The organism is Micromonospora sp. WMMA1947, from assembly GCF_027497355.1.
Lineage (GTDB): Bacteria > Actinomycetota > Actinomycetes > Mycobacteriales > Micromonosporaceae > Micromonospora.
This window is the reverse complement of the sequence record NZ_CP114909.1, coordinates 4,561,589-4,578,097: the sequence shown is the minus strand read 5'-3', so window position 1 is coordinate 4,578,097 and position 16,509 is coordinate 4,561,589. Positions and strand designations below refer to the sequence as shown.

Annotated in this window: 13 protein-coding genes; 6 read left to right on the top strand and 7 right to left on the bottom strand. The window is 72.9% G+C overall.

Annotated features, from left to right (window positions below; translation table 11 throughout):
• Positions 1 to 10: 10 nt before the first annotated feature.
• The 3 genes from O7604_RS21575 to O7604_RS21565 all read right to left on the bottom strand — a co-directional run bounded on the left by O7604_RS21575 (position 11) and on the right by O7604_RS21565 (position 1,636).
• Positions 11 to 277 (bottom strand): hypothetical protein, encoded by a 267-nt coding sequence (locus O7604_RS21575; protein WP_064445659.1) that lies wholly within the window; start codon positions 275 to 277, stop codon positions 11 to 13.
• Between the two features lie 4 nt (positions 278 to 281).
• The gene (locus tag O7604_RS21570) at positions 282 to 896 is read right to left on the bottom strand and encodes a superoxide dismutase (RefSeq protein ID WP_064445658.1); all 615 of its coding nucleotides are present in this window, start codon (positions 894 to 896) and stop codon (positions 282 to 284) included.
• A gap of 86 nt (positions 897 to 982) precedes the next feature.
• Positions 983 to 1,636 carry a class I SAM-dependent methyltransferase gene (locus tag O7604_RS21565; protein WP_281577554.1) on the bottom strand — a complete coding sequence of 218 codons (654 nt, stop codon included), beginning with the start codon at positions 1,634 to 1,636 and terminating at the stop codon, positions 983 to 985.
• A gap of 175 nt (positions 1,637 to 1,811) precedes the next feature.
• On the opposite strand from O7604_RS21565, the gene O7604_RS21560 reads away from it, so the two are divergent.
• The 3 genes from O7604_RS21560 (at position 1,812) to O7604_RS21550 (ending at position 8,274) form a co-directional block, all read left to right on the top strand.
• A complete protein-coding gene (locus O7604_RS21560) occupies positions 1,812 to 2,042 on the top strand; it encodes a DUF2188 domain-containing protein (protein ID WP_269705562.1) in 231 nt (76 codons plus the stop codon).
• A gap of 235 nt (positions 2,043 to 2,277) precedes the next feature.
• Positions 2,278 to 7,743: a carboxyl transferase domain-containing protein gene (locus O7604_RS21555; protein ID WP_281577553.1), complete on the top strand. Its 5,466-nt coding sequence runs from the start codon at positions 2,278 to 2,280 to the stop codon at positions 7,741 to 7,743.
• Positions 7,744 to 7,881: 138 nt separating this feature from the next.
• The gene (locus O7604_RS21550; RefSeq protein WP_281577552.1) at positions 7,882 to 8,274 is read left to right on the top strand and encodes an SCO5389 family protein; all 393 of its coding nucleotides are present in this window, start codon (positions 7,882 to 7,884) and stop codon (positions 8,272 to 8,274) included.
• Between the two features lie 14 nt (positions 8,275 to 8,288).
• On the opposite strand, the gene O7604_RS21545 is transcribed toward O7604_RS21550, so the two are convergent.
• Positions 8,289 to 8,693, bottom strand: a complete 405-nt coding sequence (locus tag O7604_RS21545) for a transcriptional repressor (RefSeq protein ID WP_269705558.1) — start codon at positions 8,691 to 8,693, stop codon at positions 8,289 to 8,291.
• A gap of 228 nt (positions 8,694 to 8,921) precedes the next feature.
• On the opposite strand from O7604_RS21545, the gene O7604_RS21540 reads away from it, so the two are divergent.
• From O7604_RS21540 to O7604_RS21530, 3 genes are read left to right on the top strand one after another with little or no spacing between them, the layout of a single operon-like run.
• On the top strand, positions 8,922 to 9,491 hold the full coding sequence (locus O7604_RS21540; RefSeq protein WP_281577551.1) for a copper chaperone PCu(A)C: 570 nt from the start codon (positions 8,922 to 8,924) through the stop codon (positions 9,489 to 9,491).
• Positions 9,488 to 10,720, top strand: coding sequence for a Dyp-type peroxidase (locus tag O7604_RS21535; RefSeq protein ID WP_281577550.1), 1,233 nt, complete (start codon positions 9,488 to 9,490; stop codon positions 10,718 to 10,720). Before O7604_RS21540 ends, O7604_RS21535 begins: the two co-directional genes overlap by 4 nt.
• A 20-nt stretch (positions 10,721 to 10,740) precedes the next feature.
• Entirely contained in the window at positions 10,741 to 11,349 is a 609-nt protein-coding gene (locus O7604_RS21530) for a copper resistance CopC family protein (protein ID WP_281577549.1), read from the top strand.
• A gap of 21 nt (positions 11,350 to 11,370) precedes the next feature.
• Here the strand turns inward: O7604_RS21530 and O7604_RS21525 are convergent, their stop codons facing one another.
• The 3 genes from O7604_RS21525 to araA all read right to left on the bottom strand — a co-directional run bounded on the left by O7604_RS21525 (position 11,371) and on the right by araA (position 16,505).
• On the bottom strand, positions 11,371 to 12,360 hold the full coding sequence (locus O7604_RS21525; protein ID WP_269705553.1) for a LacI family DNA-binding transcriptional regulator: 990 nt from the start codon (positions 12,358 to 12,360) through the stop codon (positions 11,371 to 11,373).
• 315 nt (positions 12,361 to 12,675) lie between these two features.
• Entirely contained in the window at positions 12,676 to 14,754 is a 2,079-nt protein-coding gene (locus tag O7604_RS21520) for an RICIN domain-containing protein (RefSeq protein WP_281577548.1), read from the bottom strand.
• 248 nt (positions 14,755 to 15,002) lie between these two features.
• Positions 15,003 to 16,505, bottom strand: coding sequence for an L-arabinose isomerase (araA, locus tag O7604_RS21515; RefSeq protein WP_269705551.1), 1,503 nt, complete (start codon positions 16,503 to 16,505; stop codon positions 15,003 to 15,005).
• Positions 16,506 to 16,509 lie beyond the last annotated feature (4 nt).

Here is a 16,509-nt window from a genome sequence, read left to right as displayed (position 1 = left end):
GGCACCGGGATCAGCTCGGAGCGGGCGGGCGGCCGGCGGTGGCCGCGATCAGCAGGGACAACTCCCGCACGAGGTCGTCCATGCTCTGCCCACTGCTCGCCCGCACCAGGCCGAGAGCCAGGTCGGCGAGCAGGTAGAAGCCGAGGGTCCGGGCCTGCTCGCCGGGGAACGCGGCGAGCAGATCCTCGGCACCGGCGAGGTCACCCCGGTGCTTGGCCGCGATCACCCCGGCGGCGCGCTGCACCAGTTCCGCCGCCTCGGGGGTGGGCCCGCTCACCGGATCAGATCTTCGGCGTCGCGGCGCGGGCGGCGTCGAAGCGTGCGATCACGTCCGACCAGTTCACGAGGTTCCACAGCCGGTCCACATAGTCCGGACGCACGTTGCGGTACTGCAGGTAGTAGGCGTGCTCCCAGGCGTCGAAGACCAGCAGCGGCGTGGTGCCCTGGCCGACGTTGCCGTGGTGGTCGTAGACCTGCTCGACGATCAGTCGCTGTCCCAGCGGCTCCCAGGCGAGTACGCCCCACCCGGAGCCCTGCACGCTCTTCGTGGCCGCCGACAGCTGGCCGGCGAACGCGTCGAACGAGCCGAAGTGCTCGTCGATCGCCGCGGCCAGCTCGCCGTCCGGGCGGTCACCGCCGTCCGGCGACAGGTTCCCCCAGAAGATGGTGTGCAGCACGTGCCCGGACAGGTTGAACGCGAACGTCTTCTCCAGCCCGACCAGCCGGCCGAAGTCGCCCTTCGCACGCGCCTCCGCGAGCTGCTCCAGCCCGTCGTTGGCGCCCTTGACGTACGCCGCGTGGTGCTTGCTGTGGTGCAGTTCCAGGATCTCGCCGGACATGGCGGGCTCCAGGGCGCCGTAGTCGTAGGGCATGTCGGGCAGGGTGTAGAGCGCCATCGATCCTCCACTTTTGTTGCCGCAGCATTGCTGTTGCCAACATAGTGCAACAAGGTGCCCGACGGCGCTCCTGTCCCGCCGCGCGGTCAGCGGCGCCGCACCAGCACCACGTGGTCGATCAACTCGCCGGTCTGGCCGTCCGGGCCGGTGGCGGTACGGCGCGCCGCGCCCAGCCGCTCGGTGTCCCAGGCGTCCGGGTCGAGGCTCATCGCGGCCAGGATCTCCTCCGGTTCGGCGAACCGGTGATGGCCGGTGTCGGGCCCGGCCCAGGGCGGCGGCGCGCCGTGTTCGACGACGAGCAGCCGGCCGCCGGGCGCGACCGCCTCGGCCGCCGGGGGCAGCACCTCCTCCCGGGGCAGGACCAGCGGCGACTGGAAGAACTGCGCGGACACCAGGTCGTAGCGGCCGGGCGGGAAGCCCTGGGTGAGGTCGTGCCGGACGGTGGTGATCCGGTCGGCCACCCCGGCCCGCTCGGCCTCCACGGCGAGGCGGTCCAGCGCGACGGACGAGATGTCCACGGCGGTGACCCGCCAGCCGTGCGACGCGAGCCACACCGCGTCGCCGCCCTCGCCGCTGCCCAGGTCGAGCACGGTGCCCGGGGGCAGCGCGGCGGCCACCTCGGCCAGGACCGGGTTGACCCGGCCGCTCCAGATCCGGTCCCGCTGGCCGTACCGCTCGTCCCAGAACCGGGCCGGGTCGGTGTCCGCCGCCGGGTGCTCGTGGTGGTGGTGCCCCGTCATATCTGCCTCCTCGCCGCCGGTCGTCTGCCGACCGGCCCCGCCATCGTGCGTCGCCCCGGACCGGACAGCAAGGAAGCTTGCTGTTCCGGCAAACGGCTGAGCTACCGCAGGATTAACGCACCGCGCCCGTGGGCAGACATTTGTCATCGGACACGCGAACGAGGGAGACGACGGCATGGCGAAGGGCGACATCGACACCTACCAGCAGGACGGGCAGTGGAAGAACCGCCCGGAGGGCAACGAGCGCGCGAGCAGCCGCCACGACACCAAGGCGGAGGCCGAAGCGGCCGGCCGGGAGATGGCGGCCGACCGCGGCACCGAGCACGTGATCAAGAAGCAGGACGGCACGATCGGCGAGAAGAACACGTACCCCCGCGAGCGCGACCCCCGGGACATCCCGGGCTGAGCCCGCACCGCAGGCACGTCACGGCGCCGGACCCGCACGGGTCCGGCGCCGTATCGCGTACCGGCTGGTAGTGAGTGGCTGGCTAAAAACTTTTGTTCGATTCCTACAACGGTCCCCGCTCAGGCTTCGGCCGTTACGACATGGCGCCGCCCGCGCACAGCCGGAAGGGTGAGGCAAGCCGGGGGCATCGCCGCGCCCGGCGCGCAGGAGTGGGTCAACCGAAGGGGACGGTCACGTGTTCACCCGTGTCGCCATCGTCAACCGTGGTGAGGCCGCGATGCGGCTCATCCACGCGGTCCGGGAACTGGCCGCGGAGACCGGCAGCCGGATCGAGACCGTCGCGCTGTACACCGACGTCGACCGTACCGCCACGTTCGTCCGCGAGGCGGACATCGCCTACGACCTCGGCCCCGCGTCCGCCCGCCCGTACCTCGACCTGAAGACCCTGGAGCGCGCGCTGGTCGAGACCGGCGCGGACGCCGCGTGGGTGGGCTGGGGTTTCGTGGCGGAGGACCCGGCGTTCGCCGAGCTGTGCGAGAAGATCGGCGTGACGTTCGTCGGGCCGAGCCCTGATGCCATGCGCAAGCTCGGCGACAAGATCGGCGCGAAGCTGATCGCCGAGGAGGTCGGCGTGCCGGTCGCGCCGTGGAGCCGCGGCGCGGTGGAGAGCCTCGAGGACGCGCTGCGCGCGGCGGCCTCGATCGGCTACCCGCTGATGCTCAAGGCCACAGCCGGTGGCGGCGGGCGCGGCATCCGGGTGATCCGCAGCGACGCCGAGCTGGCCGACGCCTACGAGCGCACCAGCCAGGAGGCGGCGCGGGCGTTCGGCAGCGGCGTGGTCTTCCTGGAGCGCCTGGTCACCGGCGCCCGCCACGTCGAGGTCCAGGTGATCGCCGACGGTCAGGGCACCGCGTGGGCGCTCGGGGTACGGGACTGCTCGGTGCAGCGGCGCAACCAGAAGGTGATCGAGGAGTCCGCGTCGCCGGTGCTGAGCCCGGAGCAGACCGCGGAACTGAAGGCGTCGGCCGAGCGGCTGGCGGTCGCCGTCGGCTACCGGGGCGCGGCCACTGTCGAGTTCCTCTACCACCCGGGCGACCGGCTGTTCGCGTTCCTGGAGGTCAACACGCGCCTGCAGGTCGAGCACCCGATCACCGAGTCGACCACCGGGTTCGATCTGGTCAAGGCGCAGCTGCACGTGGCCGGCGGCGGCCAGCTCACCGGTGAGCCGCCGGTCGAGCGCGGGCACGCGATCGAGGCGCGGCTCAACGCCGAGGACCCGGACCGCGACTTCGCCCCCTCCCCCGGCCGGATCACCCGGCTGGACCTGCCCGCCGGGCCCGGCATCCGGGTCGACACCGGCGTCAGCGAGGGCGACACCATCCCGGCCGACTTCGACTCCATGATCGCCAAGATCATCGCGTACGGCCGGGACCGGGACGAGGCGCTGGGCCGCCTGCGCCGGGCGATGGCGAACACCACAGTGGTCATCGCCGGCGGCGCGACGAACAAGAGCTTCGTGCTCGACCTGCTCGACCAGCCCGAGGTGATCGACGCCAGCGCGGACACCGGCTGGATCGACCGGGTACGCGGCGAGGGCCGGCTGGTCGCGCACCGGCACTCCGCCGTGGCGCTCGCCGCCGCCGCGATCGAGGCGTACGAGGAGGACGAGACCGCCGAACGGCAGCGTCTGCTGTCCACGGCGGCCGGTGGACGCCCGCAGGTGCAGCACCGCAGCGGCCGGCCGCTGGACCTGAAGTTGCGCGGCGTGACCTACCGGATGCGGGTGGCCCGAGTCGGCGCGCACCGGTTCCGGGTCGGCGTCGAGGCCGGCGGCGACGTGCGCACCGCCGACGTCGAGTTGGACCGCTTCGACCGGCACACCGGCCAGATCGCGGTGAACGGCGCCCGGTTCCGCCTGCTCACCGACACCCACGGCCCGGTCCATCTGGTCGAGGTGGACGGCGTGACGCACCGGATCAGCCGCGACGAGGGCGGCGTGCTGCGCTCGCCCATGCCGGCGCTGGTGGTCGCCACGCCACTCGCGGTCGGCGCGGAGGTCGAGGCCGGCGCGCCGGTGCTGGTGCTGGAGGCGATGAAGATGGAGACGGTGCTGCGGGCACCGTTCCGGGCCCGCCTCAAGGAGTCGTCGGTGGCGGTCGGCACCCAGGTGGAGGCCGGGGCACCGCTGCTGCGCCTGGAACCGCTCGCGGAGTCCGGCGACGAGGCGGCCGCCGGCCCGGCCGGACCGGCGGTCGAGCTGGACCTGCCCACCGCGCCCGCCGACGTGCCGGCGCGGTCGCGGGCCGAACGCGGCCAGGAGGACCTGTGCTCGCTTCTGCTCGGCTACGACGTCGACCCGCACGACGAGCGCCGCGTGCTCGACGACTACCTGGACGCGCGGCGCGCGGCCACCGAGGCCGGGCACCGGCCGCTGGCCGAGGAACTGGAACTGGTGAACGTCTTCGCCGACCTGGCCGAGCTGAGCCGTAACCGGCCCGGCGGCGACGACGGGCCGGGCGGGCACGTGCACAGCGCCCGCGAGTACTTCCACACCTACCTGCAGAGCCTCGACGTCGAGCGGGCCGGTTCCCCGGAGTCGTTCCGGACCCGCCTGGCCAAGGCGCTCGCCCACTACGGCGTCACCGAGCTGGACCGCTCCCCCGACCTGGAGGCCGCGGTCTTCCGGATCTTCCTGGCCCAGCAGCGGGCCGCCGCGGACGCCACGGTGATCGCCGCGCTGCTGCGCTCCTGGCTGCGCGAGCCGCCGCCGGACGAGGCGCTGCGCGAGCCGGCCGGTCTCACGCTGGAGCGGCTCGTCGCGGCCACCCAGGTCCGCTTCCCGGTGGTCGCCGACCTGGCCCGCGGCGTGGTGTTCGCCTGGTTCGCCCAGCCGCTGCTGCGCCGCAACCGGGCCCGGGTCTACGCCCAGGTCCGCACCCACCTGCGACACCTCGACGCGCAGCCGGACTCGCCGGACCGCGCCGAACGGATCGCCGAGATGGTCCGCAGCACCGAGCCGCTGGTGCGGCTGCTCGGCCAGCGCCTGGTCCGCAACGACCTGGACAACGCGGCCATGCTGGAGGTGCTGACCCGCCGGTACTACGGCAACAAGGCGCTCACCGAGGTCAGCACCCGCGCCGCCGGCGGCTGCACGTTCGTGGTGGCCGGGCGCGACGGGTCGAGCGTGGTCTCGGCCGCCGTACGCTTCGACGCCCTCGGCGACGCGCTGCGCGGGCTGGCCGAGGTGGCCCGGGACTGCGAGGCCGTCGACGCGGACGTCTACCTGGCCTGGGAGAACCAGCCCGAGGACCTGGGCGCCACCGCCGCCGCGCTGCTGGAGGTCGTCAACGCGCACCCGCTGCCGCAGCAGGTGCGCCGCCTCACCACCACCGTCGCCGGGCGCGCGGGCGCGGTGATGCACCACCACGTCACGTTCCGCCCCGCCGAGGGCGGCGGGATGGTCGAGGAGCGGCTGATCCGAGGCCTGCACCCGTACATCGCGCAGCGGATGCACCTGGAACGGCTGCGCGAGTTCGACCTGACCCGGCTGCCGTCGCTGGACGAGGAGGTCTACCTGTTCCAGGCGGTCGCCCGGCAGAACCCGTCCGACCAGCGGCTGGTCGCGTTCGCGCAGGTGCGTGACCTGACCGAGCTGCGGGAACAGGACGGCCGGCTGGTGGCGCTGCCGACCACCGAGGACACGGTGGCGGCCTGCATCGACTCGATCCGCCGGGCGCAGTCGAGGCGGCCGTCGAAGTCGCGGTTCCCGACCAACCGGATCGTCATCTACGTGTGGCCGCCGAGCGAGCTGACCCGCGAGGAGATGGAGCTGATCGCCGGGCGGGTACGCCCGACCACTGTGGGCGCCGAGCTGGAGGAAATCCTGTTCATCGCGCGGCAGCGCGACCGGCGTACCGGCGAGCTCACCAAGGTGGGCGTGCGGATCACCTTCGACGTGAGCGGGCACGCGCAGCTGACGGTGGGCGAGCCGCCGGTCGAGCCGGTCGAGCCGCTGGACGACTACCGGCTGAAGGTGCTGCGCGCGGCCGGCCGCAACACGGTCTACCCGTACGAGCTGACCGGTCTGCTCGGTGACTTCGTCGAGCACGACCTGGACGCCGACCACCAGCTGGTGCCGGTGGACCGGCCGAAGGGCCGCAACACCGCGGCGATCGTGGCCGGCGTGGTGACCACCCCGACGCCGCGGCACCCGCAGGGCGTGACCCGGGTAGTGCTGCTCGGCGACCCGACCAAGGCGCTGGGCGCGCTGTCCGAGCCGGAGTGCCGGCGGGTGATCGCCGCGCTGGACCTGGCGCAGCGGATGGGCGTGCCGCTGGAGTGGTACGCGTTGAGCGCCGGCGCCCGGATCTCGATGACCTCCGGCACGGAGAACATGGACTGGGTAGCCGCGGCGCTCAAGCGCATCGTCGAGTTCACCCAGGACGGTGGTGAGATCAACATCGTGGTGGCGGGCATCAACGTCGGCGCCCAGCCGTACTGGAACGCCGAGGCGACGATGCTCATGCACACCAAGGGCGTGCTGGTCATGACGCCGGACTCGGCGATGGTGCTCACCGGCAAGCAGTCGCTCGACTTCTCCGGCGGCGTCTCCGCCGAGGACAACTTCGGCATCGGCGGCTACGACCGGGTGATGGGGCCGAACGGGCAGGCGCAGTACTGGGCGCCGGACCTGCCGGCCGCACGGGACGTGCTGATGGCGCACTACGACCACACGTACGTCGCGCCCGGCGAGCACGCCCCGCGCCGGGCCGTCACGATGGACCCGGTGGACCGGGACATCTGCGGTTACCCGCACGCGGTGGCCGGCAGCGACTTCGCCACTGTGGGCGAGATCTTCTCCGCCACCGCCAACCCGGACCGCAAGAAGCCGTTCGACATCCGTACCGTGATGCGGGCCCTCGCCGACCAGGACCACCCGGTGCTGGAGCGGTGGGCCGGCATGGCCGACGCGGAGACGGCGGTGGTGCAGGACGTGCACCTCGGCGGCATCCCGGTGTGCCTGCTCGGCATCGAGTCGCGTTCGGTGCCGCGGCACGGCTTCCCGCCCACCGACGGCCCGGACACGTACACCGCGGGCACGCTGTTCCCGCGTTCGTCGAAGAAGGCCGCGCGGGCGATCAACGCGGCAAGCGGCAACCGGCCGCTGGTCGTGCTCGCCAACCTGTCCGGCTTCGACGGCTCACCCGAGTCGATGCGCAAGCTGCAACTGGAGTACGGCGCGGAGATCGGCCGGGCGATCGTGAACTTCCGCGGCCCGATCGTGTTCTGCGTGATCTCGCGCTACCACGGCGGCGCGTTCGTGGTCTTCTCCAAGGCGCTCAACCCGGACATGACGGTGCTGGCGATCGAGGGGTCGTTCGCCTCGGTGCTCGGTGGCGCGCCCGCCGCCGCCGTGGTGTTCGCCGGCGAGGTCGCCGCCCGCACCGCCGCCGACGCCCGGGTACGCGGCCTGGAGGCCCGGGTCACCGCCGCGGCCGGCACCGAGCGGGCGACGCTCACCGCCGAGCTGGACGAGCTGCGCGCCTCGGTGCGGGCGGAGAAGCTGGGCGAGGTGGCCGCAGAGTTCGACCGGGTGCACAGCATCCAGCGCGCGGTCGAGGTCGGCTCGGTCGACGCGGTGATCCGTGCCGCCGAGCTGCGTCCCCGCGTCATCGAGGCGATCGAGGCGCACCTGCGCTGACACATCGCACCGCCGGGCGGCGGGCGGGCCTTGGGTCCGCCCGCCGTTTCGCGTGCGCCGGTCCTTGACGGGCCCTCCGTGGCATGGTGTGCTCAATCGGTAATGGAAACCGTGTTCGTTAGCGATGACGGAGGACCCATGTCGATCACCGTTCCGCCCGCCCTGCTGCACGCCGCCGAGACCGGTCCCGTGGACGAGGAGGCGTTCGTCGCCTGCGTCCGTGACTCCCTGCCGTACGCCTGGGAGACGGTCAGCCGAGTGGCCGCCGACCTGGCCGCGTCCGACGCCGAGTTCGCCGACAACGTCGTGCCCCCGCCCGGTGACGCCGAGCGCGGGCAACTACTGCGCGCGCTGGCCAGCGACGCGATCCGCGCCGGTCTGGAACGGCACTTCGGGGTGACGCTGGCGTTCCAGAACTGCCACCGGGTGGCGGCGTTCCGCCCCGGCGCGGCCGGCTCCGAGGCGTACCGCCGGTTCACCTCCAGCCGGGGTCAGGTGCTCAACCAGTCCCCCACGCTGCGCAACTGCTGACGGCGCCCGACGGGTCAGGCGGCGCAGCGGTCGCAGGTGCCGAAGATCTCCAGGGTGTGCCCGACGTCGGTGAATCCGTGCTGCGCGGCGACCTGGTCGGCCCACCGCTCCACGGCCGGGCCGGCCACCTCCACGGCCCGGCCGCAGCGGCGGCAGACCAGGTGGTGGTGATGGCGGCTCTGGCTGCAGCGGCGGTAGAGGTGCTCGCCACCGGGTAGCCGGGCCGAGTCGATCTCGCCGTTGTCGACGAGCATCTGCAGCGTCCGGTACACCGTGGTGAGGCCGACCTTCGCCTGCCGCTGGAGAAGCATCTGGTGCAGCTGCTGCGCGCTGTGGAAGCCGTCCAGCTCCCGCAGCAGCGCCAGCACCTCGGCGCGCTGGCGGGTGTTGCGGGTCGCCCCGGTCGTCACCTGGCTCACCGTCGCCTCCCTCGTCCGGGCGCCCGCCCGGCACCCTCGTCCGGCCGCGGCCGTGCCCGGCGCGCCACTGACACCCGGAACCATTATGCCTTCCGGGTGCACCGCCGATCCCCGGTCGGCCCCGGACCGCCGGGCCGGGTGTGACGTGACCGACCACCCCGGCCGGAACTTTCCGCCGTACCCCGCCGACAAACGGTACGAACACCGGATCATCGAGGGGACGACGTCATGCCCAGCACCACCAGCCGCCGGTTCCTGCGCCCGGCGGCCCTGATCGGCACCGCCGTGCTCGCCGCGTCGGTCACCGCCTGCGGGTCCGCGGACACGCCGTCCGCCGCCCCGTCGGCGTCCGGCTCGGCGTCGGCGTCCGCTCCGGCGAGCGCGGCGGCGGGCGTGCTCACCGTCCGCGACCCGTGGGTGAAGGCCGCCGACACGGGCATGACCGCCGCGTTCGCCACGCTCGCCAACGACGGCGACACCGACGTCACGATCACCGGGGTGACCACCGACGTGTCCCGGGCCGAGATCCACGAGATGGCCATGACCGACGGGAAGATGGCGATGCGGCAGAAGCAGGGCGGCGTCGTGGTGGCCGCCCGGTCGCAGGCCACCCTGGAACCCGGCGGCGACCACCTGATGCTGATGGACCTGACCCGCCCGGTGCGCCCCGGCGACCAGCTCGACATCACGCTGACCTTCGCCGACGGCCGGACCCAGACGTTCAGCGCGGTGGCGAAGCCGTTCACCGGCGCCCAGGAGAGCTACGCCCCCGGGCACGGCGCGAGCCCGGCGTCATGACCGGCGCCGGCGCACCCGCGCGCCGGGTCAGCCGGCGCGGCCTGCTCACCGGCGGCGCGATGGCCGCCGGGGGCGCGCTGGCCGGCGCCGGCGCCCTCGCCGCCGCCCGGTCCGGCACCCCGGGGGTACGCCCCGGCGACGCCGTCCCGGTGGCCCAGGTGGGCGACGCGGTCGAGCCGTTCCACGGCGCCCGGCAGTCCGGCGTCACCACCGACCCGCAGGCGCACGCGGCGTTCGTCGCGTTCACGCTGCGTCCCGGCACCGACCGGGCGGCGCTCGGGCGGATGCTGCGGCTGCTCTCCGACGACGCGGCCCGGCTCACCCAGGGCCGCCCGGCACTGGCCGACACCGAACCGGAACTGAGCCTGCTGCCGGCCCGGCTGACAGTCACGTTCGGCTTCGGTCCCGGGCTCTACGCCGCCGCCGGGCTCGACGACCGGCGGCCCGCCTCGGTCGCCGACCTGCCCGCGTTCGGCATCGACCGGCTGCAACCCCGCTGGTCCGGCGGGGACCTGCTGCTGCAGATCTGCGCCGACGACCCGCTCACCGTCGCCCACGCCCAGCGGGTCCTGGTCAAGGACAGCCGTCCGTTCGCCGTCGTCCGCTGGGTGCAGCAGGGCTTCCGCCGGGCGGCCGGCGCCGAGCCGGGGCGTACCCAGCGCAACCTGTTCGGGCAGCTCGACGGCACCGCCAACCCGGAGCCGGGCACGCCCGCGGACACCGCGGTGTGGGTGACCGACGGACCGGACTGGCTGCGGGACTCGACCACGCTCGTGGTGCGGCGGATCAGCATGAACCTGGAGACCTGGGACCTGCTGGGCCGCACCGACCGGGAACTCGCCGTCGGACGGCGCCTCGACACCGGCGCGCCGCTGACCGGCCGGGCCGAACACGACGAGCCGGACTTCGCCGCGCTCGGCCCCGACGGGCTCACCGTCATCCCCGACTTCTCGCACCTGACCCGGGCCCGCGTCACGGACGACCGGCAGAAGATCCTGCGCCGGCCCTACAACTACGACGGCGTGCCGACCCCGGAGGGGAACGCGGACAGCGGGCTCGTGTTCGCCTCGTACCAGGCCGACATCGCCCGCCAGTTCCTGCCCGTCCAACGCCGGCTGGCCGAGCGCGACCTGCTCAACGAGTGGACCACCCCGATCGGCTCCGCCGTGTTCGCCGTACCGCCCGGCTGTCCCGAGGGCGGCTGGATCGGCCGGCAACTGCTCGGCTGACCACCACAGGAAGGCGCGTCATGCGTACCCGTTCCGTCACCGCGCTGCTCGCCGCGGTCCTCACCACGATGCTGCTGGTACCGGCCACGCCGGCGGCGGCACACAACTCGCTGCAGGAGACCACCCCGGCGCGCGACGCCCGGCTCACCAGCGCGCCGACGCAGGTCACGCTGCGGTTCCTGCAACGGCTGAACCCCTCCTTCACCACCATCACGCTCACCGACGCCGACCGGCGCACGGTGCCCACCGGCGCACCGGCGGTGGACGGCGCCACCGGCACGGTGACGATCGACGAGCCGCTGGGCAACGGCACCTACACCGTCGCGTACCGGGTGGTGTCCCACGACGGCCACCCGGTCCAGGGCTCGTACCGCTTCACCGTCGCCGACCCGGCCGCGCCCTCGCCGTCGGCTCCCGCGTCGCCGTCGGCTCCCGCGTCGACCGGCGCGGACAACGCGTCGGGCAGCCCGGCGAACACGGGGGAACCGGATGCCTCCGGTCCGCGGTCCGGTGACGACGGCCCGCCGGTCGCGCTGCTGGCCGGCGGGGCGGTCGCCGGTCTGGTCGTGGTCGCCGGGGTCGTGCTGCTCGTCGCGCGCCGGTGGCGCGATCGTCGCCCGGATCGCTGACGACCGGCGGGCCCGGCCGCCTCAGCGCAGGGGCGGCGGGCCCACGCTGCTGCGCGGGACCAGCGTCGGCGCGATCGTCTGCCGCAACGGCCCGACGCTCGACGACTCGATCTGGGCCAGGAGCAGGTCGAGACTCGCCGCGGCGACCGCGCCGAAGTCCGGCCGCACCGTGGTGAGCGGCGGGATGAAGTACGCCGCCTCGGGCACGTCGTCGAAGCCGACCACGCTGATGTCGTCGGGCACCCGGCGGCCGTGCTCGTACAGCGCCCGCAGCACGCCCAGCGCCAGATGGTCGTTGGCGGTGAAGACGGCGGTGACCTCGGGCATCCGGGCCAGCATCTGCCCGCACCGGTAGCCCGCCGCCGCCGACCAGTCGGCCGGGACCAGTGGCGGGATCTCGGCGCCGGCCTGCCGCAGCGCCTCGCGCCACCCCTCTATCCGGCCGGCGCTGTCGAACCAGTCCGACGGGCCGGACACGTGCCACACCGTGCGGTGCCCGGCGGCGAGGAGGTGCTCGGTGGCGGCCTTGGCGCCGGCGACCTGGTCCACGGTGACCAGTGGGATGGGCCGCCGCGGATCGCCGTCGACAGTCACCAGAGGCACGTCCTGGGGCAGCCGTTCCAGCGCCTCCCCGGCGGACTCGACCGGTGCGATCACCACGATACCGGCGACCCGGTGCGCCAGGTGCCGCTCCACCGCCGCCGAGATGGAGCGGTGGTCGAGGTCGCGGACGCTGCCGATGCTCACCGCGAAACCGGCCTCGGCGGCGGTCTGCTCCAGTGCGGCCAGCAGCGACGCCGGACCGTAGAGCGTGGTGTTCTGCGCGACCACGCCGATCACCTGCGACCGGCCGGTGACCAGCGCGCGGGCCGCGCGGTTGGGCCGGTAGCCGAGTTCGGTGATGGCGGCCTGCACCCGCAGCCGGGTCTGCTCACGCACGTTGGGATGCCCGTTGAGCACCCGGGAGACCGTCTGGTGCGAGACTCCGGCGAGGCGAGCCACATCCGTCATCGCAGGACCGCGCACGGCCACCTCACTTTCGCCACTGCCCGCGGCCATGCCCGGTCGATCTCGCCGGACCGGCCCGGGTGGCGACAGTCTACGCCAGCCGTCCCATCGGTATCGGCACCGCCGATCGACCGTTCCCACCGTGGCGCGCCGATATCGCGGAATCGACAGGCGGCTCATTCCCTTCCGTTACGCAGTGGCACGAACAGGCAGCTCGGAGCGGGTGGAATTGGGCCCGGGGTGCGGCATTTCCGGCGATTGCCGGGCCGCACCCCGGGCTATTGAAGATGTGTCAACGGTCGCGAATGGTGACCGTTGTCACGGTGTCGTCAGCGAGAACTGCCGCACCGTCACCGCGCCGCCCAGCGATTGGGTGGCGTAGTTGAAGAAGCCGAACCGGTAGCCCATGAAGAACTGCCACGCGTTGTTCAGCGTCAGCGCGTTGCCCAGCGACACGAAGTTGACGCCGTCGGTGCTGTACGAGAAGCGCGCCTGCCGTCCCGAGCCGGGCCGGATGTCGGCGTTGGCCCGCAGCCAGATCCGCCCGCCGGACACCGCCGCACTGGCGATCTCCGTACCGGTGCTCGTGGTGTTCCAGTTGTTCGAGCCCATGGTCAGGCCGTTCGTCATCACCACCCGGGTGGTGCCGTTGTCCCGCCGTACGCCGATCCAGGCCGAACTGTCCCGCAACATCGCCAGGCCGGCCCGGTCACCGTCGCGCATGGTCGAGTAGTCCAGCTCGATGGTGCCGGTGGAGGTCGGACCCTGGATGCGGTGGGTGAGCGTGTTGCGGGCCCGGTACAGGTCGTTCGTGACGCTGGCGGTCTGCAGGCGCAGGCCGTTGTTCACCGACCACCTGCTGTTGTCCGGGTTGTGGTTCCACTCGTACTGCACGCCGAGCGTGGTGCCGGAGAACGTGTCGGTGCCGGTGAGCGGCTTGACCGGGCGGGTCGGCAGCGGGTTCGGGTAGCTCGCGCCCCAGGCCCCGTTGACGGTCTGCACCTGCGGCCAGCCGTCGGAGGTCCAGGTGATCGGCGCCAGCGTCGGCATCCGCCCGCCCGGGTAGGCGTCGGTGAAGGCCATGTAGTACCAGGCGCCGGTCTGCGTCTGCACGAGCCCGCCCTGGTGCGGCACGCCGCCACCGGAGATCGGGCCGGGCATGTTGAGCAGCACCTGCCGCTGCTCGTACGGGCCGAACGGGCCGTTCGTGGACTTCAGCACGTACTGGCCGTTGGCCGGCCGGGTCAGCCAGATGTAGTACGCGCCGTTGCGCTTGTAGAAGCGCGCGCCCTCCAGCGTGCCGATGCTCGACGGCGTCTGGTAGACCTGCTGGGCCCGCACCTGGCTGCGCCCGTCCGCGGACAGTTGAGCCACGCTGATCGTGCCGTTGCCGTACGCGACGTACATGGTGTCGTTGTCGTCGATCAGCATGCCGGCGTCGTAGTAGCAGTTGGGGATGGTGGCGAGCCGGCTCCACGCGCCGTCGACGGCGCCGGCGGTGTAGATGTGGGTCTGCGCGAAGTCGATGCACCCGGCCCAGTAGAACGTGCGGTTGCTCGGCCGGTAGTTCAGCGTCGACGCCCAGATGCCGTCCACGTACGCGTGCTCGTTGGCGCTGAGGTCGTACTTGGAGCCGAAGTCCAGCCGCGGCACGGAGTGCCCGGCGAACTCCCAGTTCACCAGGTCCCAGGAGCGCAGCACCGGCGCGCCGGGCGAGTAGTGCATGGTGGAGGCCGACATGTAGTAGACGTCGCCGACCCGGATGATGTCGACGTCGGCGAAGTCCTGCCAGACGGCCGGATTGGTGAAGTTACCGCCCGGGGTGCCCGGGTTGCCGGGGTTGTCGCCGACGCGGACGAGCTGCCACTGCTGGTTCGCGCCGTTCCAGTCGTCGTACTGGACGATGTTGCCGCCGTCGGCGGTGGAGGCGTTCTGCACCTCCATCACCTTGTTCGAGTTGCGGTTGATCAGCCGGACGTACCCGCTGTCGGAGTCGGCCAGCCGGAACTGCTGGTTGGTGCCGCCGTGGTCCGTCCACTGCACCACCGCCGCGCCGTTGGCGGTGGACGCGCCGGTCACGTCGAGCACCTTGCCGGAGTGCCGGGACCGCAGCCGGTAGTAGCCGCCACCGGAGTCCACGAACTGCCATTGCTGCCAGGCGCCGTCGTTGCGCGTCCACTGGGTGATCCGCGCACCGTCGTTCGTCGCCTGGTTGTACAGGTCCAGCGCCTTGCCGCTGTTGCGGTTCACCAGCACGTAGTACGCGCTGGTGTCCACTGTGGCAGCGGAAACCGGCGCGGGCACCGCGCCCACCACCACGCCGCCGACCAGCAGCGCCACCACCCCGGCCAGCAGCCGGGACAGGCGTCCACGTCCACGGGACAGTCGAGCCGTCACCACGATCCTCCTTCGTCGACCGGAGCCCGGGCACGGCGGCACGGCCGACGAAGTCGGCGTTATCGCTAACAGCGATGCCCACCCAGGCGGGAGTCGGATCCCTGGCAACTGCGGCGCAGATCGCGCCCGGAACGGCCCGCGAGCGGTGCCGGTGACCCTATCCATCGACTGTGAGCGATAACATGGCGTTCGTCAAGGCGTAACACGCCGCCCGCCGCGCGGGTCGGCGTGGCGGGCGGCGGGCGGGTTCAGAAACCCCGGGCGAGCCGGTAGTACGCCTGGTTCCAGCGCAGCTCGTCGGCGAAGCGGTGCGGGCGCGTCTCGGCGTCGATGACCACCAGCTCGGTCCGGGCCATCGCGGCCAGGTCGCGCAGTTCCTCCACGCCGACGGCCTGGGACAGCACGGTGTGGTGCGGGGCACCCGCGGTGATCCACGCCTCCGCCGAGCCGGCCAGGTCGGGCTGCGGACGCCAGACCGCGCGCGCCACCGGCAGGCGGCGCAGCGGGTGCGGCGGCGGCACCACGTCCACCGTGTTGGCGACCAGCCGGAACCGCTCCCCCATGTCCGCCATGCCCAGCACGACGGCCGGGCCGGGCGCCGCATCGAAGACCAGGCGGACCGGGTCCTCCCGCCCGCCGATACTCAGCGGGTGCACCTCCGCGCTCGGCACGTCGGCGGCGATGCTCGGGCACACCTCCAGCATGTGCGCGCCGAGGATCAGCTCCTGGCCGAACGTCAGGTCGTACGTGTAGTCCTCCATGAACGAGGTGCCGCCCGGCACGCCGACGGCCATCGCCTTGAGCGTGTGCACCAGCACCGAGGTCTTCCAGTCGCCCTCGCCGCCGAAGCCGTAGCCGTCGGCCATCAGGCGCTGCACCGCGATGCCGGGAAGCTGGCGCAGCCCGCCGAGATCCTCGAAGTTCGTGGTGAACGCCCGGAACCCGCCGGCCTCCAGGAACGCGCGCAGGCCCAGCTCCTGACGTGCCGCGTACCGCAGCGAGTCGTGCCGGTCCCCGCCGGGCCGCAGCTCCGGCGCCACTCGGAAGGTGTCGTCGTACTCCTTGACCAGGTCGTCCACCTGCGCGTCCGCCACCTGGTCGACGGCCGCGACCAGGTCGTTGACGCCGTAGGTGTTCACCGAGACGCCGAAGCGCAGCTCCGCCTCGACCTTGTCCCCCTCGGTGACCGCGACGTCGCGCATGTTGTCGCCGAAGCGCGCCAGCCGCAGCGTCCGCAGCGCCGACCAGCCGACGGCGGCCCGGGCCCAGGCCGCGACCCGGCCGACGACGCGCGGGTCGGTGACGTGGCCGGCGACGGTCTTGCGGGCGACCCCGAGCCGGGTCTGGACGAACCCGAACTCCCGGTCGCCGTGCGCGGCCTGGTTGAGGTTCATGAAGTCCATGTCGATCTCGTCCCACGGCAGCGCCACGTTCGCCTGCGTGTGCAGGTGCAGCAGCGGCGTCCGCAGCGCGTCCAGCCCGGAGATCCACATCTTCGCCGGCGAGAACGTGTGCATCCAGGCGATCACCCCGACCGCGCCCTGCACCGCGGCGTCCCGGCACACGGCCAGGATGTCCGCGCTGGAGGTGAGGACCGGCTTCCAGACCACGCGTACGGGGATGTCCGGCGACTCGTCCAGCCGCGCGGCGATCTGCCGGGACTGCTCGGCGACCTGCCGCAGGGTGTCCTCGCCGTAGAGGCCCTGGCTGCCGGTGAGGAACCAGACCTCGGGCTGGGGGTGAGTTGCCATGTTG

Coding starts and splice junctions, on each gene's coding strand:
- O7604_RS21570 (WP_064445658.1), bottom strand. CDS start 896: ATGGCGCTCTACACCCTGCCCGACATGCCCTACGACTACGGCGCCCTG.
- O7604_RS21565 (WP_281577554.1), bottom strand. CDS start 1,636: ATGACGGGGCACCACCACCACGAGCACCCGGCGGCGGACACCGACCCG.
- O7604_RS21560 (WP_269705562.1), top strand. CDS start 1,812: ATGGCGAAGGGCGACATCGACACCTACCAGCAGGACGGGCAGTGGAAG.
- O7604_RS21550 (WP_281577552.1), top strand. CDS start 7,882: ATGTCGATCACCGTTCCGCCCGCCCTGCTGCACGCCGCCGAGACCGGT.
- O7604_RS21540 (WP_281577551.1), top strand. CDS start 8,922: ATGCCCAGCACCACCAGCCGCCGGTTCCTGCGCCCGGCGGCCCTGATC.
- O7604_RS21535 (WP_281577550.1), top strand. CDS start 9,488: ATGACCGGCGCCGGCGCACCCGCGCGCCGGGTCAGCCGGCGCGGCCTG.
- O7604_RS21530 (WP_281577549.1), top strand. CDS start 10,741: ATGCGTACCCGTTCCGTCACCGCGCTGCTCGCCGCGGTCCTCACCACG.
- O7604_RS21525 (WP_269705553.1), bottom strand. CDS start 12,360: ATGACGGATGTGGCTCGCCTCGCCGGAGTCTCGCACCAGACGGTCTCC.
- araA (WP_269705551.1), bottom strand. CDS start 16,505: ATGGCAACTCACCCCCAGCCCGAGGTCTGGTTCCTCACCGGCAGCCAG.